The organism is Methylobacterium komagatae (assembly GCF_042661665.1).
GTDB lineage: Bacteria > Pseudomonadota > Alphaproteobacteria > Rhizobiales > Beijerinckiaceae > Methylobacterium > Methylobacterium komagatae.
This window is the reverse complement of record NZ_JBHSWN010000001.1, coordinates 2,955,129-2,976,714: the sequence shown is the minus strand read 5'-3', so window position 1 is coordinate 2,976,714 and position 21,586 is coordinate 2,955,129. Positions and strand designations below refer to the sequence as shown.

General features: G+C 67.5%; 16 protein-coding genes and 2 pseudogenes. 6 read left to right on the top strand and 12 right to left on the bottom strand.

Features of this window, described 5'->3' with window-relative positions; all coding sequences use genetic code 11:
- Window positions 1–2: 2 nt before the first annotated feature.
- From istA to ACFQE0_RS27660, 11 genes and pseudogenes are all read right to left on the bottom strand, one after another.
- Window positions 3–1,496: pseudogene (istA, locus tag ACFQE0_RS14690) on the bottom strand (IS21 family transposase); the annotation flags it as partial.
- A 92-nt stretch (window positions 1,497–1,588) separates the two neighbouring features.
- Complete coding sequence (locus tag ACFQE0_RS14685) at window positions 1,589–2,050, bottom strand: hypothetical protein (RefSeq protein ID WP_378970873.1); 462 nt, start codon at window positions 2,048–2,050, stop codon at window positions 1,589–1,591.
- A 307-nt stretch (window positions 2,051–2,357) separates the two neighbouring features.
- Entirely contained in the window at window positions 2,358–2,876 is a 519-nt protein-coding gene (locus ACFQE0_RS14680; protein ID WP_378970871.1) for a very short patch repair endonuclease, read from the bottom strand.
- 27 nt (window positions 2,877–2,903) lie between these two features.
- Window positions 2,904–4,856: a hypothetical protein gene (locus tag ACFQE0_RS14675; RefSeq protein WP_378970869.1), complete on the bottom strand. Its 1,953-nt coding sequence runs from the start codon at window positions 4,854–4,856 to the stop codon at window positions 2,904–2,906.
- A complete protein-coding gene (locus tag ACFQE0_RS14670) occupies window positions 4,835–8,773 on the bottom strand; it encodes a DEAD/DEAH box helicase (protein ID WP_378970867.1) in 3,939 nt (1,312 codons plus the stop codon). Before ACFQE0_RS14670 ends, ACFQE0_RS14675 begins: the two co-directional genes overlap by 22 nt.
- Window positions 8,770–10,437 (bottom strand): hypothetical protein, encoded by a 1,668-nt coding sequence (locus tag ACFQE0_RS14665; protein WP_378970864.1) that lies wholly within the window; start codon window positions 10,435–10,437, stop codon window positions 8,770–8,772. The genes ACFQE0_RS14670 and ACFQE0_RS14665 overlap by 4 nt, the downstream gene beginning before the upstream one ends.
- Window positions 10,438–10,823: 386 nt before the next feature.
- Window positions 10,824–12,197, bottom strand: coding sequence for a hypothetical protein (locus ACFQE0_RS14660; RefSeq protein ID WP_378970861.1), 1,374 nt, complete (start codon window positions 12,195–12,197; stop codon window positions 10,824–10,826).
- A gap of 328 nt (window positions 12,198–12,525) precedes the next feature.
- The gene (locus ACFQE0_RS14655; protein WP_378970859.1) at window positions 12,526–13,401 is read right to left on the bottom strand and encodes a hypothetical protein; all 876 of its coding nucleotides are present in this window, start codon (window positions 13,399–13,401) and stop codon (window positions 12,526–12,528) included.
- Window positions 13,402–13,433: 32 nt separating this feature from the next.
- A complete protein-coding gene (locus tag ACFQE0_RS14650) occupies window positions 13,434–13,706 on the bottom strand; it encodes a DNA cytosine methyltransferase (protein WP_378970857.1) in 273 nt (90 codons plus the stop codon).
- Window positions 13,703–14,614, bottom strand: a complete 912-nt coding sequence (locus ACFQE0_RS14645) for a DNA cytosine methyltransferase (RefSeq protein ID WP_378970855.1) — start codon at window positions 14,612–14,614, stop codon at window positions 13,703–13,705. The genes ACFQE0_RS14650 and ACFQE0_RS14645 overlap by 4 nt, the downstream gene beginning before the upstream one ends.
- A 283-nt stretch (window positions 14,615–14,897) precedes the next feature.
- Window positions 14,898–15,512, bottom strand: a complete 615-nt coding sequence (locus tag ACFQE0_RS27660; protein ID WP_465264075.1) for a recombinase family protein — start codon at window positions 15,510–15,512, stop codon at window positions 14,898–14,900.
- 527 nt (window positions 15,513–16,039) lie between these two features.
- Between ACFQE0_RS27660 and ACFQE0_RS14630 the strand changes: the two genes are divergently transcribed.
- The 5 genes from ACFQE0_RS14630 (at window position 16,040) to ACFQE0_RS14610 (ending at window position 20,169) form a co-directional block, all read left to right on the top strand.
- The gene (locus ACFQE0_RS14630) at window positions 16,040–16,888 is read left to right on the top strand and encodes a metal-dependent phosphohydrolase (RefSeq protein WP_378970853.1); all 849 of its coding nucleotides are present in this window, start codon (window positions 16,040–16,042) and stop codon (window positions 16,886–16,888) included.
- A gap of 451 nt (window positions 16,889–17,339) precedes the next feature.
- Entirely contained in the window at window positions 17,340–18,341 is a 1,002-nt protein-coding gene (locus ACFQE0_RS14625; protein WP_378970850.1) for an HWE histidine kinase domain-containing protein, read from the top strand.
- A gap of 250 nt (window positions 18,342–18,591) precedes the next feature.
- Window positions 18,592–19,404 (top strand): HWE histidine kinase domain-containing protein, encoded by an 813-nt coding sequence (locus ACFQE0_RS14620; RefSeq protein WP_378970848.1) that lies wholly within the window; start codon window positions 18,592–18,594, stop codon window positions 19,402–19,404.
- Window positions 19,401–19,748, top strand: coding sequence for a hypothetical protein (locus ACFQE0_RS14615; protein WP_378970845.1), 348 nt, complete (start codon window positions 19,401–19,403; stop codon window positions 19,746–19,748). Before ACFQE0_RS14620 ends, ACFQE0_RS14615 begins: the two co-directional genes overlap by 4 nt.
- A complete protein-coding gene (locus tag ACFQE0_RS14610; protein ID WP_378970843.1) occupies window positions 19,735–20,169 on the top strand; it encodes a response regulator in 435 nt (144 codons plus the stop codon). Before ACFQE0_RS14615 ends, ACFQE0_RS14610 begins: the two co-directional genes overlap by 14 nt.
- 109 nt (window positions 20,170–20,278) lie before the next feature.
- Here ACFQE0_RS14610 and ACFQE0_RS14605 read toward each other — a convergent pair whose 3' ends face one another.
- Window positions 20,279–20,488 (bottom strand): hypothetical protein, encoded by a 210-nt coding sequence (locus tag ACFQE0_RS14605; RefSeq protein ID WP_378970840.1) that lies wholly within the window; start codon window positions 20,486–20,488, stop codon window positions 20,279–20,281.
- Window positions 20,489–20,944: 456 nt separating this feature from the next.
- Here ACFQE0_RS14605 and dps point away from each other — a divergent pair.
- Window positions 20,945–21,482: pseudogene (dps, locus tag ACFQE0_RS14600) on the top strand (DNA starvation/stationary phase protection protein Dps).
- Window positions 21,483–21,586: the final 104 nt, after the last annotated feature.

Here is a 21,586-nt window from a genome sequence, read left to right as displayed (position 1 = left end):
GGGGCTCTCCTCAGGCTGTCGTAGCGGGCGCAGTCGGCGACGGGCTCGTGGCGCAGGCGCAGACCCTCGGGCGTCAGGAGGGTGACGGGCGCGATCGGCTCGCGCTGGCGAGCCAGGATGTTGAGGATGACGTCGGCCGAGTGCACGCCCTCGCGCAGCGCCTCGGCGCAGGCGGCCTCCACCGCGGGCAGGCCATCGCCGAGCACGGCGGTCAGGATCTCGACCATCTGCCGGTCACCGTCGGCAGAGCCGGCGAGCTTGCGCCGGACCCGGTCGAGGGCGGCAGGCAGAACCCAGTCCTTGAACGGTGCGCCGTTGCGCAGCGCGCCGGGCTTGCGGGCCAGCACGGGGACGTAGTGCCAGGGATCGAACACCGTCTGGTTGCGGCCGAAGACGCGGGCATGCTCGGCGACGATGCGACCGTCCTGGCGGATCTCGATGCGCTCGGCATAGGCCCGCACCTCGACCGGACGGTCGATGGCTGAGGCGGCCACCGAGTAGCGGTTGTTGTCGAAGCGTACGAGGCAGGTCGAGGAGACGCTGGCCGGCACGGCGTGGAAGCCGTCGAAGCGGCCGGCATAGGGCACCAGCGCCGCCCGCTCGGCCTCGAACCGCTCCCAGACGGTGCGCTCCCGCTCCTCGGGATGAGGATGACCTTTGGCGAAGGCGATCACCCCGTCGAGCAGCAGGGCGTTCAGTTCGTCGTAGCTCTTCACCCGGATGCGCGGCGTGAACAGGCGCTCGCGCACCAGCCCGACCTGGTTCTCGACCTGGCCCTTCTCCCACCCTGATGAGGGCGTGCAGGCCACCGGCTCGACGAGATAGTGCGAGCACATCTGCAGGAAGCGGCGGTTGTAGGCGCGCTCGCGCCCGACGAAGATCGTCTCCACCGCGGTCTTCATGTTGTCGTAGATCCCGCGCTGGCAGGTACCGCGGAAGAAAGCGAACGCCCGGTCGTGGGCGTCGAAGACCATCTCCTGGCTCTCGCGCGGATAGGCCCGCACGAACAACATGCGCGAGTGGCAGAGCCGGACGTGGGCGACCTTGACCGTCGTGGTCGTACCGCCGATCAGCACGATCTCGTGGCTCCAGTCGAACTGGTAGGCCTCGCCGGGGGCGAACACGAGCGGCACGAAGGCGGGGGCGATGACGGCCGTGCGCGTGCGCTTCCAGCCCTTGGCGTAGCGGCGCACCGCGTCGTAGCCGCCCTCATACCCGAGCCCGCGCAGGGCCTCGAAGATCCGGATCAGGGTGAGCCGTTCGCGAGGCGGCTTGCCGGCGTTCGCCGTCAGCATTCGATCGAGATGGTCCCGCCAGGGTCCGAGCTTGGGCAAGGGCTGTACCTCGCGCTCGTAGGCGAAGGCAGTCGCACCCGAGCGGATGACCTTGCGGACCGTATTGCGAGAGACGTGCAGGTCGCGGACGATGTCCTTGATCGCGCGGCCGCGGGTGAAGAACTCGCGCCGAATGCGCGCAATCGTGTCCACGCCCTTCATCCCCCACCACCCGTCCGGTCGTCCCGGAGGGCAGTCTGCGAGAGCAAGCTTCAGGGGGTCAGAATTGGGCGCCGATCCCCCACCTCAGGGGGTCAAAGTTGCACGCCGAAACACAACCCGTCGGCCACAGCGCGGGGATCCTCGATCCGCCGGTCCCCGCGGTCGACGACCTCGCTGACCATTTTTGCGCCGAACCGCTCCATGAACGCCTCTCGATCCTCCTCGGTCCGGAGCGGCAGCCGCACGAGTTCGGCGACAGTCACGTCGGGTGGCCGCTCCACCTCGGCGCGAGACAAGGCGACGGTCCGCCTGTTCCGCGATGCCTGCGCCCGAAGCATGTCACCCAGGATCGGCCCGGCATCGTCGAGGTGCCGCATGACGTCCGATCCGGGGGCATAGGCGAACACGTTCGGTCGGGCCGCGGCGGCGACGGCGGCCGGTTCGGACGTCCCGACCTTCAGTGCCGCCGCGATCTCCGCGCCGAGCACGTCGACCACGCTGCCGAACCCGGCCTCCAGGCCATGCCGGGCACGGACGTAGGCGATCAGCGGCATGGCCCGTATGAAGGTTAGGCGGTTCGTCCGTACGTCGGGGTCTGCGTGTCCATGGATCTCGGCGATGTGCTCGAAGCCAAATGCGCAGACCCACCCGGCCCGATCGAGGGCGTCCCCGAAGGCCGAGGCACGTCGCCGGTCGTCGGCACGACGGGAACAAGCATCCCGAACCCACTGCCCGAAGTGCGAAGTGTCCAGAACCAGGAGCTTGGCCTCTTGCAACACCGAGCACCCCATCACGCGTGGCCGGGTGTATGGTCGAGGGCATCCCTCCCGAGTTTGTGGATGCAAACGTTCCGTATCGTTTTCAACGAGAGGATCCGCTCTCAATGGATAACGTTCGGGTGGCGACAGGATGAGTTTTCGCACGCGGCGGCTTTGCGACCGGAGGCGGGAAGTCGCCGGTCGGCTCGTCGCCCGCCAGCCATCGGGCCACGAACTCCGCGCATTCCGAGGGATCGGCCTTACCGGTCAAGCCGCACTCCCATATCGTTGCGACGCGCCACCCGGCCGCGAGCAACGTGTCGACCGCCCTTCGGTCCCGAGCTTGGTTCGCCTGGAACTTCTCGTTCCAGAAATCCGCGTTGGACTTGGGGGTGGTCGTTTTCCAGCACCCGTGCCGGTGCCAGAAGCAGCCGTGCACGAAGACGCAGGCCCGGCGCTTCCTGAAGACGATGTCCGGCCGTCCGGGAAGCTCCTTCGCATGCAGGCGGTACCGGAGCCCGAGGGCATGGAGGCCCTGTCGCAGCGCCATCTCGGGTCCGGTGTTCTTCTGCCGGACGCTACGCATGATGGCGGAGCGCTTGATCGGGTCGACGCTGTCCATTCCCCGGTCCAGCCCTCCGCCGCATCGCTACTCGGTGTCGCGGGCCCGCGACGTGTCCAGGGCGGACACGGGCCGTCGGCTCGCGTCGAAGGTGTCGACGTAGTGTAGCTCCCCGCCACCGACATCCCCACGAACGCTCGCCAAGGCACCGTCGGGTCCGGCGGCGTCGTCCACGCGCCAGAACGGATGCACCATGACGTAGAACCTCTCGCCTCCGTTCGCTCGTTCCAGAATGCCAGGCAGCCTGTCCCGTCCGAGCGACACCGGTTGGCGGGCGGAGGCGTTGAGGTTGCAGACATCGTCACGAACGTTCGTCGCCAGGCGCTGCCAGTCGGCGAGTTCGATCGCCGGGCCCCATCGCCCGTCGAGGCCGGAACGGTATTCCGGATCGACGAGGGCGCGCAGGAAGCCGAGGCCGAGCCGCCAGTCCAGCAAGCCGTGGAACTGACGGTTCCCATAGCGTTGCATGCATCGATAGCACGCCTGTGCGCAGTTGCGGCGATGCTCAAGTTCGCGAAAGGCCCCCACGATCGGGTCGTCCTCGTCGTCGAGCATGGACCGGAGGAGGCGGACGATGGTCGGCGTGCCGCCCCGCTCCACCTCGGCCAACCGACGACAGAAGCCCGCGCCGTTCACCAGATTGTCGGCGATCTGGATCATGGGCAGGCCGCCGCGAACGCGTGGCTCCAAAGCCTCGAACTCGTCCGGATCGATGTCTAGCTCCAAAGATGCCCGTTGCAGCAGCAGCTGCGTCGCGCTTATGGCGGCGGACCGGATCGCAGCCCGGTTGGGCGTCCTGCCGATGGCGCCCAACCGTAGGCCGCGGGGGATCGCCCTCAATTCGAGATAAAGGGCTTCGGTCGGCTTGACGGACAGCAAGCGGATGCCCGTCTGAGGTGGCTCAGCGGCCTCGGTCCAGCGTTCGCGCTTCGACGAAACCTCTTGCGTGACGAACTGGTTCTCCAACGGGGGACCCTTCGCGATGATGCCCCGCGGCATGAACAGGCTGTTCTGCGTCGCCCGCCTGACTGTGTACCCTCCGGTCACGTTGGATGGGTCCGGTGGTGGGCCGTCGTTCATCCTGAGCACAGAAGCGCCCGAACCGGCGTGAATCGACAGGTTCGTGCCGTCGACGGAGCTGACGGCCACGTCGCGGATCTCGGCGGCGACCACGCGTCGGGGAGGCGGTGCGGCCTCGTCGTCGTCCCTGGGATCCTCCGGCCGGAACGTCGTCCTGAAACCCGACGGCACATAGTAGGTGGTCGCATTCTCGCGGCCGACTTCCACCCCGCAGTCGGCGCACGCGAACGTATCGATCCGGACGGTGTCGTGCAGCGTCCGCCCGCGGCAGCCGGGGCATTCGGCGATCGCGGGATCGGCGTCGTGCCAGAATGCGGACACGGGGATCTTCGGGACGAACCTGCCCTGCACGGACGGAGGCAGCAAGCCGCCCGTGAAGCCGACGGCCCGGTGGACCTGCTTGTCGCGGGTGAGCGTTTGCCCCGGCGAAAACTCGTAGATGGCCACGTCGAGGTCGCGATCCACGCTGTCCCAAGCGAGCCGGCTGCGCCCGGCCTTCTTCAAGCCGAGATAAAGGTTCCTGACACGGGTAGGCATTCCGTACATCGGGAACAGGCCCTTCTCAGCCAGGAACTGCGCCAAGCCTGCGTCGAAGGCCGCCCCGGCGGCGGCCTGGGCCATCACGTCGGCCATGACGGTTGCGGTCGCGCAAGCGTCGACGAGCTCGGCCGCACGTCCTGGAATGCCTTGGCCGATCACGGACGCGAACTCGTCGCGGGTCCCGGTCGTGCCGTCGAGGGCCTCCCGCAGAGCGTCGGGCCACGGCGCCCCGACGGCGTAGAAAACCGCCGCCGGCATGAACTCGCCGTGCGGGTCGGACTTGGCGTCGTCTCCCGGCCAGTTGGCTCCCGCCGCGTCCCTCATCCTGTCGAACGCCTTCAGAAGCCACACCTTGCGCACCAGACGCGAGGGGATGTCGACGTGGTCGACGGCCAGGAAGGGAGGGGAGGCTGGTCGCCCGTGATCGCCTCGGGAGAACGGAAGTAGTGCAGGTCGTGGCTTCGGCTCCGGCAGAGGGTGACTACGACCGAGTAGGCTTGCCCTCGACGCCCGGCCCGGCCGACGCGCTGCTGGTAATTGAATCGCTGAGGCGGCATGTTGGCCTGGTAGACGGCCTGCAACGCACCGATGTCGATTCCGACTTCCATCGTCGTCGTCACCGACAACAGGTCGATCTCGGCAGCGGCGCGGTTCAGGTCCCGGTCGACCTGCGCGCCGTCGGCGACGAAGATCCCCTTGAACCGGCGCAAGCGATCGGCTGGGCTGCCGGTCTGACCGGTGAGCTCCTCGCAGCGGAGGCGAAAACCAGACACTCCCTCCGCCTTCCCCCTCACGATGCGTCCGGCGAGGAAGTTGTCCTTCCGAAGCGCCGCGACCTTTCCCGTCGCGAGCGCGTCCAGTGGATCGCGGCAGCGCGTGCAAAAGCCCACGCCGCGATGCAGGTGGACACGGGAGCACTTGCCACACCGCCAGTAGTCGTTCTCGGGCTTGATCATGCGCACGCCCAGGCGACCGGCATCGATCCTACCCTCGGCGTGCTTGAGGTCCCGGAGGCGCCCCAACACGTCGGCGACTTCGCGATCGGGATCGGTCGGACGCACGGCCTTGGCCAACGCGTAGACCCGGTTCCTCTTCGGTACCGCGTCGATCCAAGGGTCGTACTCGTCTGACATGTACCGGTTCGACGAGACCCGGTAGGCGTCGCCGAAGACCCGGAGCCAGGCATCGAGCCTGTCGGCGTCGTCGGGCACCTCGTCCGTGAACAGCGTGGGGTAGCCCAGGCCGGTTTCCTCCAGGGCGAAGTAGCTCCGCGAGAACAGCACCTCGTCGATGTGCGGATCCTGCTTGTCGACGATCTCGACGCGGGCGGCCTGGATGTCGGCGTCCACGGTCCCGCCGCTCCGCCAGACCAGTCGACCGTCCTCGCGCTCGAACAGCTGCGGCCAGTCGAACCTGCCGTACCGCTTCACGCCGACTTCGTCCGTCGGGTGGACACCGAGGCGCAGCATCTCCTGCAGCATCGGGCTCGTGGAATGACCGGCGTTCGCGATCCTCTGTTCGACGATGGTGCGCAGCGGGATGCGATCCTTGCCCGACGAGGCCTTCAAGGCGCGGATCTGCTTCCGCGTCGTGTCCGCCAGGTCGTCCTCTTCCTCGTCGTCGTACTTGCGCACCAGCTTGCGAAGGCGGGCGATCTCTTCGGCGTTGTCGGCCGCGTTCGCGACGCGGTCCGCCAGCTCCATGATCATGAGCCGTCGGAGGTCCTGGTAGTGGGATCTCTCGATTTCCATGGCGGCCTTGGCCGCGTCCTGACGGCTGTCGGAGAAGGCCACGGCCTTAGGCAAGGACCCGCTCGCGTGCAGCACCTCGAACATCTCGGTCGCGAGCAACTGCGAGGTCTTGTTGAAGCCGGACCGGAAGCTCCGGATCGGCGAGAAACGGGGCTTCTTGCGGGGCGCGTAGTTGATGCCGCAGGCCGGGCAGCAGTCCGGGCCCGCGGTTCCCGGGGACGTCAACGCACGCTTGTGCGACCTCTGCGGCCTGGCGCAGTGGAAGAGGCGGCCGGGAACGAGGGTGGCGTCCGCCGTGGCGGGAAAGCCAGGTCTCACGACGCCGGTGCCGGTGTCGAGCGTGCCGTCGATCCAAGCCTCGTTGTCGCCGGTGTCCGCCGGCAGCTTCGTCGAGGGCCAGAAGACTGCGAACTCGGCGTAGCTCAGCTGTTCGTAGTGGCCGACGCCCCCGGCCTCGGGAAGCGCACCGAGGTCCGGAACCGAAGGAAGCAGCTCGATTTCCGAAGCCCCGCTCGCCTGTACGCCTCTCATGCCGCCCGCGAAGGTCTCGCCGCAGGCCTCGCAGTAGACCAACTCGAACTTCCGCCTGTGCCGCTCCCCGACGGTCGTGTAGGTCAATCCCCGGTCGACGGAGACGCCACGATAAGCCACCGCGCCATCGGACGTATTGAACTCCGGCGTCGCGAAGAGCCCCTCGATGCTCCGGACGAACTGGTGCATGCGGAAGCTCGGGGTCCGTTCGTCGGGCTTGACCCCGAAGAGCTTCTCCATCACGTCACCGACGCCGCGCATGAGGGCCAGGCCCCGCATCGCGAGGCGTTCGTCGGGCCCCGAAGCCCCGAACAGCCTGTCCGCCATGGTCGCGACCGAGGTGGCCCGCACCGCGATCGGTTCGCCGTCCTTCGACGTGCGGCAGGCCCAGACCATCGCCCCGGCCGCCGCCTCGACCCCACGCGCGAGCGTGTCCTCGAACGCAGCCGGCTCCGTGCCCCCAGCGATCGCGAGGAGGCAGTCGGCGAACGCTCGGCGGAAGGCAGGCGTGTCCGCAACCGTCCTCACCAGGTCGCCTTCGCCGGGAAGCGCCGCGAGGAGGGCGGCGAACGGAGCGGTGGCCAACGAACCCATCGCGGGCTCGGGCGGCAACACCTGCATTCCCGGAACGATGCATTCGGCCCAACGCGTCCGGTCCTGGAAGCCCTCGGCGCCCTCGCGGTCGTAGGTGCCGAACGGACCGAAGAAGGCGTCGAGGTACTTCAGGCTCCTGTCCCCCTGCTCGCCTGTCGTGGGCAGAGAGGCACTCGAAGCGAGGATCCTGAGCTTGTGCCGCGTCTCGGGCGAATGAAGGCCGAGCCGATGGATCAGGCTCCGGATGAGACCCGCGGTCTCGGTGCCCGCGGACCCGCGCATGAGATGCAACTCGTCGAGCACGAGGTAGAAGTAGGCGTCGGGGTCGCGTTCCAACCAATGCCGCGTCTGGTCGAAGATCCGCGCCTCTACCTCGCGAGCCAGCATGGTTCCCAGCATCGACGAGTTGGTCACGAGGATGTCCGGCGGGTCGGCCTGCATGTCCCAGCGGGACAGCATCTCGGACCCATCCGTTGATGGGAACAGGTATCGCGTGGGCTCGGGCTTGTCGTCGTTCTCGCGGTCGTGCCGGCATGCCTGGACATGCCCGTCCTCGAACTCCTTCATCGCTTCCGCGAGCTCGGAAATCTTGCGCGCCCGGCGCTTCTCCTGCTCCTTCGTGCCCGCGCGGCGGGGGTGGTCGAGGAAGCCGGTGACCGGCGTCGCGCCCGTGTATCGTCCGAAGAAGATCCTGTTCCCCCCGAGGTGGCGGTCCATCGAGGCGCGGGCTTCCGGGGAATCGAGCGTGCGCCGCAAACGCGTCATCTGGTCCTCGACCAGCGCGTTCATCGGATAGAGCACGAGGGCTCGCATGGCCCTCGGACGTCCCTTTGGTTCGCCGGCGCGTTTGAGCGCGAAACGCTCCTCGTGGTCGCGCCACCAACGACCGCGCAGGTAGCCTGACGGCGCATCCGGCCAATCGACCGCCTCCCGCGTCAACGCAGCGATCACGGGGAGCATGAACGACTCGGTCTTCCCGGATCCCGTTCCCGAGGTCACGATGCCTGGTTGCCCCGGCTGCGTGCCACGAGCCAGCATGTGCATCTGGTGTTCGTAGGGCTTGAGCTTGAACAGGCTCTCGCGAGCGATAGGGCCGCCCGCCACGTCACGACCGGGGAACAGTCCTGAGAGGACGAGCTCGACGAAGGCGGCGCGCGCCTTGCCGCTCATGTGGCCGATCGGATTGCCGTCCCAGTCGTCCATCAGCCGTTCGATGCGGTAGTCGCATGCGCGGTAGCGAGGCACGGGTTCGAGCAACGGCTCGGTGGCGAGGGCGCCCGGCGAGGACATCAGCGCGCGGCGCGCGTCCGAAAGGCCGCGCTGCCTGATGCGGTAAGCGGTATCGAGATAGGTCAGGAAGAAGTCGCGGAGCCGTTCGAATGAGCCGATCGGATCGATCATGTCGACTGTCCCTTCCTCTCGCCCGCCGCGTTCAAGGTGATGACGCGGCCTTCGGCGTCGGACCGTTGCGCCGCGCGGTCCACGGGAACGAGCGTCCCCGCGGCGAAGTCGCAAGCCGCCGCGTGGTCGAGCCAAACCCGCGAGGCCAGGTAGACGTCCATCAGGCGTCGTCCGAGATCGCCGCCCCCGCCCGTGCCGGACAGCCTTTCGAGCAGCGTCTCGCGCTCGTCGGCTGACAGCGTGGGTCGCCCTGGCGGGACCAGTCTCGACGCGTCGGACGTCTCCCTACCGCGCAAGGCGGCGAGGTAGGCCCTGCGACCGGCGTGGCAGGGAACCTGCGTCTTGAGGCCGTCGCCCCGGGCCTTCTCCCCCTCGTCGTCGCCGGATACGGTCGCGACCACCAGAAGGTTCGCCGGTCGACCGCCGCGATACAGCGCCTGGAACCGAGGAAACCAATCCGACAATGAGGCGCGATCCAGGTCGTCGAGGCAGAGCAGGACGAAACGATCCGGCGCATACAGAGCGGACCGCCACGCATGGGCGAACACCGTAGGCTCGCCCGAGGCCGGGCGCCGCCAGACGTCGTCCGGGCCCAGGACGGTCGGGTCTAGCGGCATCCGCGCCACCTCGCCGCCCGCGACCAAGCCGGCGTAGCATCCAAGCGCGACGTCGACCGAGTCCCCGTACAGGATCGGTATCTCGCCGGCACGGCAGAGCACGTCTACCATCCGCGGGATCTCCACGGGCAGACCGAGCCCCTTCGACCGCTCCACGGCCGCGCCGGCGAACTCGCCAAGCGCCAAGACCCGGTCGTGGCGGGCCGACGCCGAGGCCCACGGCGCTCCATCCAAGGGTGCGGATTCGCCGCCGAAGGGAGGACGCGAGCCGGTCAACTCCGCCATGAGGCCGAGCGCCGATCCCGCCTCGCGGATCCGATCCAGGTAGGAGCCCAACCCTTCCCGCAACGTCGTCAAGCCGGAGCCGGCCAAGGCTTCGACTTGGCGCAGCGCCTCGGTCTGGGCCGCGAGGCGGCTCGCCGTGTCGGCGACTTCCGCGAGCACCCTATCGCGCTCGGCATAGCGCTCGGCCAACTCTCCCTCGATCTGGCCCGTCAGCACGGGCCTGAGGCGGGCCAACTCCCGGTCGCGCAGCGCGTCGAGATCCGCCTCGGACAATCGCGCCAGAGACGATCGGACCTCGGGATGCGCGTAAAGTGCGTCCGCGATGTCGGCCAAGGCGACGCTGCCCGCGGACAGCCTGCCCAAGAACTCGCCGAGCCGGTCGCGCAGCGCTTCGTTCACCCCGGCTCGTTCGCCGATGACGTTGGCGTCCCGGTAGAAGGCGTGCAACCTGACGAGCATCCGGTCCGTGACTTTGAAGTCGTCGGATGCGGACGTGAACGTGCCGGTCTTCCGCAACTTTCTGACGAGGTACTGTAGGAATTCGCCGTCGGACTGCCAGTTGACGCAGCCGACCGATCGCGTCGGCACGCGGCCGGGCAGCGCGAAGGTGCGTCCCTCCACCGGGAATTCGGCAAACCCACCCGCCGGCGTCGCGTACACCTCGATCCTGTCCGCTTCTTCCTGGAGGGAGAGCGTCCATCGGGCTCCCGGACCCGGCCGCTGCAGCCGTGGGAAGGCAACCTCGCCGTCGCCGATCGGCACCAGGACGCGGGGCTCTTCTTGGAGATGCCTGTCGACGCCGGTCTCCATCATTGCCGTTCGCCGCGCACCGGAGGTCGCTTCCGCCAACTCGCTCACGAGCTCGAACGGCTCGTCGACCTCCGTTGATATGAATCGATCCCGTCCGCCGGGTCGATCGTTACGACCCATCGTAAAAAGCACGACGTAGCCTTTGGGTCGACGTACCACCTTCGGATCGACGCTGAAGACGTGGCCCTCGTCCGGGAAACGGCTCGGCTCGACGCGTCGCCAACCGTCTGGGCGGGCAAGCGCGAGCGGGACGAGCCTTGCCACCCTGGGGTCCTGGAATAGCGTCGTTCCGATGTAGATGTCCCTGCCGAGCAGGTCGGTCTCGCGCGGCAACATGGCTACGACCTCGCCGCGATGCCGGCCATCAGACGCGGACCGTCAGGCCCGCGAGATCGTCCAAGGGCGAGCGCACGGAGCATACGGTCTCGAACCGCCGGACCGTCATCGACACCCTCCAACGCAGACCCCATCCAAGCCTTCAGCATCCTCGCGTCCGAGGCTTGGCACCTCGCGACGTATCCCCTTCCATGGGTGCCGAAATCGAGGCCCGGTCCACACCCGTTCCGCAAGCGTAGGTAGCGGGCGACGACGGATGGAAGCGCCCCTTCGCCCGCAACCCTCCGCAAAATGCTTCCGCGTCCGTCGAATGTGAACAATGGTACCGCAGCCGTTCGATGCGCCAACGCTATCGCTGCGTTTCTACCATCTAGAAGTTGTACTGTACCGCCGTCGACGGAGATTCGGTAGATGTCGGCCGCGCTCGGGCGAGCGGTCGCCAGCCTTTCGAGGACGACCGCGGACCGTTTTCCGCCCGCGTGGCCGGTGAAGCGGCTCCTAGCCCAATCCCATGTCGATCCCACGTTCCGCCGTTGGTCGCCGTAAAGCGTATCGTCGTACTTCAACGTATGTTCGGTAGGCGGAAGGTTGGCGGTCGCTTCCATCAGAGGGAGGCCGACCGCCGCCGCGAACGCCACGGGATCGGACGTACGAGCACTCAGCGTCGGTATCGACCAATCCGCGGCGACCGCGCGAGTTTGGATGGTCGATGCCATCGCCGCGCCGACTTCGATGAACGTTTTCCTGAGCCTGGCGGTCGCCGCTCCTTCGAGCACGACCGTTCCCGAGGAAGGAAAGGCCGTCAAATGCGGTGGGACCAAATACCACCGCCGCGCGCGCCACCGCTTCGAGACCCGCGCCACCAGCCATCCGCTGTCGGCGAGGAGGCGGAGCGCGTCCCAACCCGCGAAGCGCTCGGGAAGGCAGGTTCCCACGATCCCGGCGACGACGCCCTCTGCCCACCCGCCGGCGCCGCTCGCGTACAGCGCTTCGAGCAGGTCCAGAAGCGCGGCGTCCGTCCGCACCTGGTCACCGTCCGAGTCTATGCGTGCAACCGCCTGCGGCGAGCAGCCGAGGGGATCTGGCTCCTCCGGACGCCAGTCGGTGGCGAGATCGTCCACGGACCTCCGGGCGGCTAGGCGTGCATCGGGCTCGAACGCCAACGACGGGCGGGCCCTCACTGTCCCTCTCTCCATCACGTCGAGGCGCCAGACCCCGTCCAGTGGAGCCGGGCAACTCAGTTCCACTACTGCGCCCGCCGCCTCGACCCCGATCGTGCCGACTGTCGTGCCGAACGGTGCGATCGCGACCGAGCACCCGGGACCCGTCCCGACGTGCGGCAGGAAGCGTGGTCGACCCAGATAGGCGTCATCCATACGGATGCCGCCGCCGATGCGAACGCCGACGAGCCCGGATCTGTCCGGGGGTTGTCCGCGAAGCGTTGCGAGGAACGTGTCGGCTGCCTCGCTCGATACCGGCGGACCGAGTACCCAGGCGGCAGCAGGGTCTATCGCGACGGCGGCAGGTCGCGCCACGTCGGCACGGAGAAGCAGGCGAACGTTGGCGCCTTCCGGTGTCCGCTGGCCGCTCCAGACGCCCCAGGAAGCCTCCGAAAAGGGTATAGCCCCTTCGGCATGGCATCGCCGGATCGGCGGGGAACCCAAAGCATGCCCCCTTCGAGTAGGGAGAGCATGTCCGAGAGGTTCAGGTCGATCGACGGCGGTTCGCATCCCGGGTTCGTTTCGACGGACAGGGCCCGCAGCGCTTCGGGATCGTCGGTTTTGACGAAATAGGAGGCCGATCCATCGAAGTTGGCATGGAATCCGAGCCGAAGACCCGCTGCGCTCCACGTGCGGTCGGTGGCTTGCTCAGGCCTCGGATGGCAATCCAGAAGGGGTGGTCCTCCAACAGCCTGTCGCCGGCGCGGAACCGAGTGGAGAAGTCGTCGAACGCTCTCAGGAACCCCTGCGACCACGTGCGGTCGGCGATCTCGCTCCTCACCAGCGCGACGACCCGATCGGGCGCCGGGGGGCGCCCTATCGCAAGGCTGCCGAAGAGGCGCTCCATACGTCGGAGGTCCGAGCGCGCGGGAAACGAGATCCTCAGGGAGTGGCCGATCTGCGTTGCCGTGCCTGGGTCCGGAAGGGCGATCTGCCGGATCTGCTGTCCGCTTTGGTGCCGGAACTCGCACCAATCCCGAGCGCGCTTCCAAAGCTCCGCTATACCACTCAACTCCGAAATGCCTCGGTCGAGCCCGAGTCTCACCTGGAGGCGGTCCCGAAAACGGTCGGATGCGGCAACGTTCGGAGAGACGGAAGCCACGTGGCACGTGAGAACGAGGTACGAGAACCAGCCCATGACAGGAAGGCCCGCCGGCGCCGGTGCGACGTGGCCGTCCCTGAGCGCATAGACGAGCCTGGTCGGCGTGAAGATTCGAATGAACGCTTCCAACGCGGCGTCTGCCTGCTCGTCCGGGCGCCCGAGCGCCCGTGCGATCTGTCGACCGGAGGCGTCGAGGAAGGCGAGCGGCAGGGATCCCTCCGGTCCCTCCGTCCCGAGATAGTGCCGCGTCAGCGCCATCTCATGGGCCCAGAAGGGGCTCGCCGCAGCCGTCATGCGACGGCGTGCTCTCGTACGTGCGCCAGGACGCTCCGTCCTATCGCCTCCCCCAGCTTTACGGGAACGGCATTTCCGATCAGCCTCCCTATCACCGAGGTCTCGACAGGCTTACCCTCCTCGACGAAGCGGTAATCGGGCGGGAAGCTCTGCAGGATGGCCCCTTCGCGCAGCGATATGGCACGGTCCTGCTGGGGATGCCCGAACCGACCGCTTCCGAAACCGAAGTATTGTGTCGTGATCGTAGGGGAAGGGTCGGCCCAGGTCATACGGCCGTAGACCCCGGGATAGGTCTTACCGGTCTTCCTCGCGTGGCAATCGGCGACGAGCCCGAGGGCCAATCCCGCCACGTTCCCCCGGGGACCGATGCCCGTATCCGTGCCAGGTTGATCGGCGACAGCAGGGCCGATGCGTGGAGACGATCCACGCCGTCCCGTCCTCCCGCGTCGAGCCGGGGCATGTGGCCGATCGCTTCGAGCACCGACATGCCGCTCACGTCGTCCGGTGGTACCAGGTCGATCTCACCTAGCTTCGACGCGAGCAGCACGAGGCGACGGCGCGTCTGAGGCACGCCGTACCGCACGCAGTCGACGATCTGATGCTTCACGCGGAACCCGTTGGCGACGAGCAGGGCGACGAAGTCGTCGAAGACCTTCTCCTTGACGAGTTTCGGCACGTTTTCCATCGTGACGACGTTGGCGCCGGACTGAACCACAAGCCGCCCGAACTCGGCCAACAGATTCCATCGCTCATCTTCGGACGGCTTGCGTCCCTGGCTGTAGGACGAGAACGGTTGGCAAGGGGCGCATCCCGCCAGGAGGCGGTAAGGTGCATCCCCGAACGCCTCCTTGATCTCGGCGCCAGTCAGGGCGGACACGGACGCCGGCAAGAAAGTCGCGCTGTTGTTTTCGGTGTAGGGAAACGCGCAGCGGGGATCGAGGTCGACACCCAACGTGACATCTATGCCGACCCGCTCCAGTCCGTGGGTCAGGCCCCCGGCCCCGCAGAAAAGATCCACAGCCACGACACGTTCGAATGCGTCGGGGGAGAGCCCACCCGGATCGGTTTGCTCGACCGGCACGGACGAAACCTTGCCGCGCACGCGAGCCTGTGGCTGCCAAGCGCCACGACGGACACGCCGTTCGGCTTTGCGCGAGTTCTTCCACCCGCCCGCCATGAAACGAATCCTTCGCATCTCACAGGTCGCGAAGGATGCCACGATACGCTGAAAGGTGAAGCTTGGGCACAGCGCCGTGCGTGCCGTCGAGGCGTTTCGCACGCCCCTCGTACGCGATAGCGCCTGTCGCCGCGCTCAGCACCAGAATCGATGCCGCCTCGGGACCGCCAGACATCTTCTCCCTCCCGATCGCAATCTGTACAACCTGGAATAGACAAGCCGGTACGCCGGGGGAAGTGACGGGCAGCCACTATCCACGGCACGCCGCGAGAGCCCCCCAGTTTCACGAGGCGAACGGTCGAGCCGCCAATTCCTCAGCATGCGTCCCGGATCCGGCTCGCCAGGGTTCGATAGACAGTCGGACGGGACACCGAGAAAAGCTCCGCCAGGTCGGAGATCGCGTATTCGCCGGTGCCATGCATGCGAAGCAGCTCCCGGCGCTGGGCGGCGGACAGTTTCGGCTGCTTGCCGCGGAGCCTTCCGCGGGACCGAGCGATCGCCATGCCTTCGCGGGTACGCGCGCAATCAGGTCACTCTCGAACTCCGCGAAAGTGGCCAACACGTTGAAGAACATCTTCCCCATTGAATCGGCCGGGTCGTAGACACTCGCGCCGAGGGCGAGCCGAACCCCGCGGGCGACGAGGGCGTCAGCGATGCCGCGGGCGTCCGGCACCGAACGCGCGAGGCGGTCGAGTTTCGGCACCACGAGCGTGTCACCGGCCCGGGCTGCAGCCAACGCCTGGTCGAGCCCGGGGCGCGACCGGTTCGTGCCGGTCAGTCCATGATCGGTATAGATCCTCTCGGACTGGACTCCCAGCGCTTCGAGGGCAGCGCGCTGGGCTGCGAGGTCCTGCCGGTCGGTCGAGCAGCGTGCGTAGCCGATCAGGATCGTCGTCATGGCAGGGAGTGTACGATTGCCCCCCGCCATTGAAAGGATCAGCGTACGGGTCTTGAGAGACGGTCTTGCCCTCGGGCATGGCGGATCCCGCAGGCGGATCCCGAACGTCCGTAGGACGATCGCCTTACGGACGGGCTTTATGACCGGTTGTGGCCGAAAGCAGAATGTCCGCTTCGGAGCAGGTTTGCTAGACAAGCAGACATTTTCCAAACAACCCGATGCAATCATTCACGACCGAAGCAGCTGTGCCTACAAACTTTTGCAGTAAAGCCGCGAAGACGACATGTTCATCGTCCTTGGCGGACTGCACGGATCAGATGAAATGACTTCGGGAATGGCCATCGCGGTCACGCGTTCCGCCACCTCTGGAGGCTGAGCGAGCGGCGACCTTCAACCGCCGCGATAGGTACGGATGAATAGGGATCCTTGGGAGGGTGTCCGTCAGTCGATGCAGACATAGGTCATCCAGGGTCGGCGGGCGCGAGGCCAGCCTCGCTGGCGTTCCGCCCGGACGCGAGGAGTCGACCATGTTCGACACGACGAAAGTGGTCGCCAACGCCCTGGGAGAGCACCTCGCGCTGACGTACCAGCGCACGTTCGGGAGCCGCGAGCCGCGATACGCCGAGATCATCGAGACTTCCGCGCGGCTCACGATCGAGCGCATCGCCGGCAGCGACGCGCTCTACCACGACGGCGACCATACGATCCTCGTCACCCTCGTCGCCCAGGACATCCTGCGCGGCCGCTTCCTGCAGCGGGGCGTCACGCCCGAGGACTGGCTGCACATGATCCTGGCCGCCCTCTATCACGACATCGGCTACGTGCGCGGCGTCTGCGCGGTGGACCGGGCCGATGCCTTCGTCATTGATGCCCAAGGTACAATGGTCGGCTTGCCGCGCGGCGCCTCCGACGCCGCCCTGACACCTTACCACATCGAGCGCTCCAAGCTCGCGGTGCAGGAGCGCTTCGGCACGCACGACATCGTCGACGCGGACCGTGTGATACGGGCCATCGAGCTGACCCGATTCCCGGTGCCCGAGGACGACGAGCACCGCGAGACCGGCACGGAGGCGGGCCTGCTACGGGCAGCCGACCTTATCGGGCAGATGGGCGACCCCCTCTACCCGCGCAAGCTCAACGCCCTGTTCCACGAGTTCGTAGAGGCCGGACTCGACGGCCAGCTCGGCTACGACAGCCCGGCCGACCTCGCGGAGCGCTACCCGGCGTTCTTCTGGAGCAAGGTCGAGCCGGTGATCGGCGATGCGGCCCGTTTCCTGGACCTGACAGTGGAAGGGCGTGCCTGGATGGCCAATCTCTACGCCCACGTCTTCGCGGTCGAGCACGACCGCCGCCGGATGGGTCCCCATCCCGGCTAAGCGCGGAGAGACGCCAACTCGCGAGAAGCATGCGCGCCCGACAGCGGTCAGGAGCCTTGCCCTGGACGAGCAACAGACGGTGGGCAAGGCCGGACATCACCTGCCGCCCTGCGGGTCTGCCTCCTGCGATTGGGACCTGTCTGGAACTGTTTCGAGGATGGTCACCGAGTTCGATGCCGGGGCACTTCGGTCTGGCGCAGACAGGGCTCATCGACGGCGAAGCCTTTTCCGAACGCATTCGGCTTGGACGACCTCGAAGATGCGGGCGGGGGCTGCCGAGCTCCTATGTCGTCGTGTCCTCGCGACACGGCCGACGAACGACGCCGGCTTGCGACACCTCATTCACCGGCGAAACCGTTCCGGACGACGCCAGTTGATCACGTCACGGAATCCCCCCGCACGCTCGGGCCAGGGCATTCATCGTAGCGGTCGGGAGCGTTGGGGGACGCTGGTGGGTAACGAGGAACACGGGCCGGTCACGGCAGACCTGCGGCTGCTCCAGGCGGCAGTGGAGGCATCCGGCGAGGCCATCCTGATCACCACGGCCGAACTCGAAGAGCCGGGCCCCGGCATCGTGTACGCCAATCCGGCCTTCACCCGCATGACGGGATACGAGATGGCGGCGGTCCTGGGACGCTCCCCGCGGCTTCTCCAGGGGCCGGCGACGGACAGGGGCGCGCTCGACCGGCTCCGCGCCTCCCTCCAGGCCGGCGAACCCGCGCGGGGTGAGGCCGTCAACTACCGTAAGGACGGCTCGACCTACGTCGTCGAATGGCTCATCACGCCGGTGCGCGGGTCCGAAGGACGGATCACCCATTGGGTCTCAGCCCAGCGGGACGTCACCGAGCGCCGCGCCTTCGAGGACCGCCAGGCCCTGATGGTGCGCGAGCTCCACCACCGGGTGAAGAACACGCTCGCGACCGTCCAGGCCGTGCTGAACGCGACCATGCGCTCCTCGGTCACGATGGGGGAGTTCTCCCGGGCCTTCGGCGGCCGCATCCTGTCCTTGGCAAGGACACATGCCCTGATCACCGAGGACCAGGCGCAGGTCGCCTCGTTCGAGGGGCTCCTCCGGGCCGAACTCGACCCCTACGCGGAGGGCGGGCGGATCACACTCCGGGGACCGGCCCTGATGTTGCCGTCTGATCTCGCCGTGCCCGTAAGCATGGCGCTGCATGAACTCACGACCAACGCCCTCAGGCACGGGGCCCTTGCGCACCCAGGCGGCAGGATCGTGGTGGAGTGGGCGGTCGAGGACTCCGACGCGGGCCCTTGGCTCGCATGGACTTGGAACGAGCATGACGGGCCGCCGCCGACCCTACCGACCCGCGAGGGGTTCGGCACCAGGCTCCTCAACAAGATCCTGGCGGCTCAAATCGCGGCCAAGGTCGAAATTGTCGGCGATGCCGACGGGCTGCGCATCTACGTCCGGATCCCTCTCGGGCGCGGCTGACGAACCTCGGGCGGCCCGGGGAAACGGTCTCTGCCGCGAGCACGGGAGCAGTCCTCGACCTTCGGACGAAACCTTCGGGGCCGACCGCGCCGAGAGCCCGGCCCTGCTCGCCCAGGGGTGGAACTCCCGGGTGATAAAAGGCATTGGACCCGCCGTGTCCGGCACACGAGGCGGATGCCCGCTGGCGCGCCCAGCCCCCGACTTCCTCAGGCTTGCACGCAGGGTGCCGGCTCAACTCGCGCGAAAGGTCGTGCCCGTGCCGAACTCCCGGCAGCCGCTGCAGTCGAATGCCGCCGCCATTATGCCCCTGGCAAGCCTGCGGGAGGGGAGTGGCCAGCTGTTCGAAACCGAGCGTCGTCTCAACGCGGTCCTGAACAACGCCTCCGTCTCCATCTTCCTGATGGATGACCGCCAGCACTGCATCTACATGAACCGGGCCGCCGAGGCGCTCACCGGCTGGACCCTCGCCGAGGTGCTCGCCCGCGACTGCCCGCTGCACGACATCGTGCACCACACCTACCCGGACGGCCGACCGTTCCCCCTGGAGGAGTGCGCCATCGACCGCGCCTTTCCCGAAAACAACCAAGAGCGCGGCGAGGAAGTGTTCGTCCACCGAGACGGGCATTTCTTCCCGGTCGGGTTCACCGCCAGCCCGATCCGCGACGACGCCACGAACATCATCGGTACGATCATCGAGGTGCGGGACATCAGCGAAGAGAAGGCGGCGGTCGAGCGCCAGCGCCTGCTGATCAACGAGCTCAACCATCGGGTCAAGAATACCCTAGCCACGGTGCAGTCCATTGCCGCCCAGACCTTTCGCGGGCAAACGGACCAGGCCGTGCGCGCCGTGTTCGACGCCCGCATGGCCGCCCTGTCGACTGCCCACAACGTGCTTGTCGAGGACAACTGGAAGGGCGCCAGCCTGAGCCAGGTGATCGAGCGGGCGCTGGCCCCCCACCTTTTGGCGGAGGTTGACATTAACCGTTTCCGGGTACGGGGACCGGACGCCCGGTTGCATCCCAAGGTGGCGGTCACGTTGGCGATGGCGTTGCACGAGCCATGACCAACGCCGCCAAGTACGGCGCCCTTTCGGTACCGGAAGGTCAGGTCGCCGTGACGTGGTCCCTGCATGAGGGGGAGGAGGGGCACCAACGGCTCGACCTGTCATGGGTCGAGCGCGGCGGACCTCCGGTCGCGCCGCCGACCCGCAAGGGGTTCGGCTCCCGGCTGATCGAGCGGCAGCTGCCCATGGAGTTCGACGGCAGCGCCGTGATCGCCTACGCGCCGACCGGCGTCACCTGCCGGCTGGAGATCCCGCTGACCACCCTCGGGTGGGTCGGCCAAGAAGCCGTCGAGGGCGGCGCGCGCCATGACGTCGCTAGTCGGACGCCGCGTGCTGCTGGTTGAGGACGAGAGCCTCGTCGCAATGCTCGCGGAGGACATGCTGCTTGACCTCGGCTGCGAGGTTGCCGTCGCCATGCGGCTGAATAAGGCTTTGGACTTCGCGCGCTCGGGTGACTTCGACCTCGCCGTACTGGACGTGAACCTCGGGGACGCGCGCAGCTACCCGATCGCCGACCTGCTCCTTGAGCGCCGCACACCGTTCCTTTTCGCGACAGGCTACGGCCAAAAGGGGCTCGAAGGCGCCTACCGATGCGTCCCGGTCCTGCAAAAACCCTATCAGGTCGAGCCGCTGGAGCACCTGTTGCTCCGCCTGCTGACCGGTGGAATGACCTTACCCGACGGTGGCCGGGAGCTGCTGCCGCCGTGTCGGTGCCAGGACACGCAGGCCGGCGGCAACCGGTTTCGCGCCGATCAGATTCGCTGAACCCGAAGCATCGAGCAGCAGCCGCGGGGTTCACCCATACGGTCCGAAGGGAGATGACCGGGGCGCCGCCGGCCGAACAAGCCCGTAGGGCGTCCGGCCGCGCATCGACTTAGCGAAGCGTCGGGGACTCGCCCGGCTTCAGGTGTCGGTCACCGCCATCGGGGCCGCCGGGCGAAACGTGGTCGTTCAGGCGGCTCAAATGCTCGAAGACGTGCTCGAAGGCGGCCGTGACGGCCGTCTCGAAGCTGCCGTCGCCCTTCCCCTGCGCGTCCCTCAGCGCGCCCAGCAACTCGCGGTGCTTCTCGGTATCCTTGGACATGGCGTTCCTTTCCGTCCGGGCCTGCCCCGGGGCCGAGGGAAGCTCATGCCGAGGCCGGCGATTCCTGGCATTGCGGTCACCCGGCCAGCAAGATCGGCGCGAAGCCAACAAGTCCCTTGGACGGCGGCCCGTTCAGCGTCGCGCAGCCGGATGGGACTGCCGGCTATCTGAGGTTCCTATGCCCCATGTTCATGACGGAGCCTCCGTCGACCCGCAGTGACCCTTCGGCAGTGAAGCTGGGATGTTCCGGGGCCGAGGCCCTTTCCTGGGTCGTTACGGGCTCGACGTTCCCGGTCCTCCTCGTCGGGCCGGCCATCCGGGCCCGTCGCGACACCCCCACGACGGGCCGGTTCGACCCTGGACGGTGCAGGCCCCCTAAGTCCGCCGGTCAGGCTCCCAACGAGGGAACCTCCTCCATGCTCCACTATTGCCGCCTCGACACATTGGAGCATAGGCATGGCTACGAGCAGCACCCCGCGCACTCACCAGACCCGCAACAATACCAATTCCAACGCCAAGAGGGTGTCCATCGAGGCGCTTAACGCACGGCTGGCCGACGGCATCGATCTCGCCCTCGCGATCAAGCAGGCCCACTGGAACCTGAAGGGACCGCAATTCATCGGCATCCACCTGATGCTGGACGGCTTCCGTGCTGAGATCAGCGACCTCAACGACAAGGTGGCGGAGCGGGCGGTTCGAGCTCGGCGGTACGGCCCTGGGAACGGCGCAGGTCGTGGCGGGATCGTCTAGGCTGCCAGCCTACCCAACCGGGATCTATGCCATCGCCGACCACATCGCCGCGCTGATCGACAGCTATGCCGCGTACGCCAACGCCGTACGCGAGAACATCGACGAGACCGACGAGGCGGGAGACCCCGACACCGCCGACCTGTTCACGGAAGTGTCCCGCGCCGTCGACAAGCAGCTGTGGTTCCTCGAAGCACATGTTCAGGAGCCGACAGGCCAGATGCGGGACGGAGACGCCCGCAGCTGAGTTGCGTGCCGCTCCTCCGTGACTGACCGAACGGGGGGCGGCCATGGTGCTCAGGACGAGCGATGCGCTCGCCAGGTCGGTTATCTCCAACGCCCAAGCCGCGA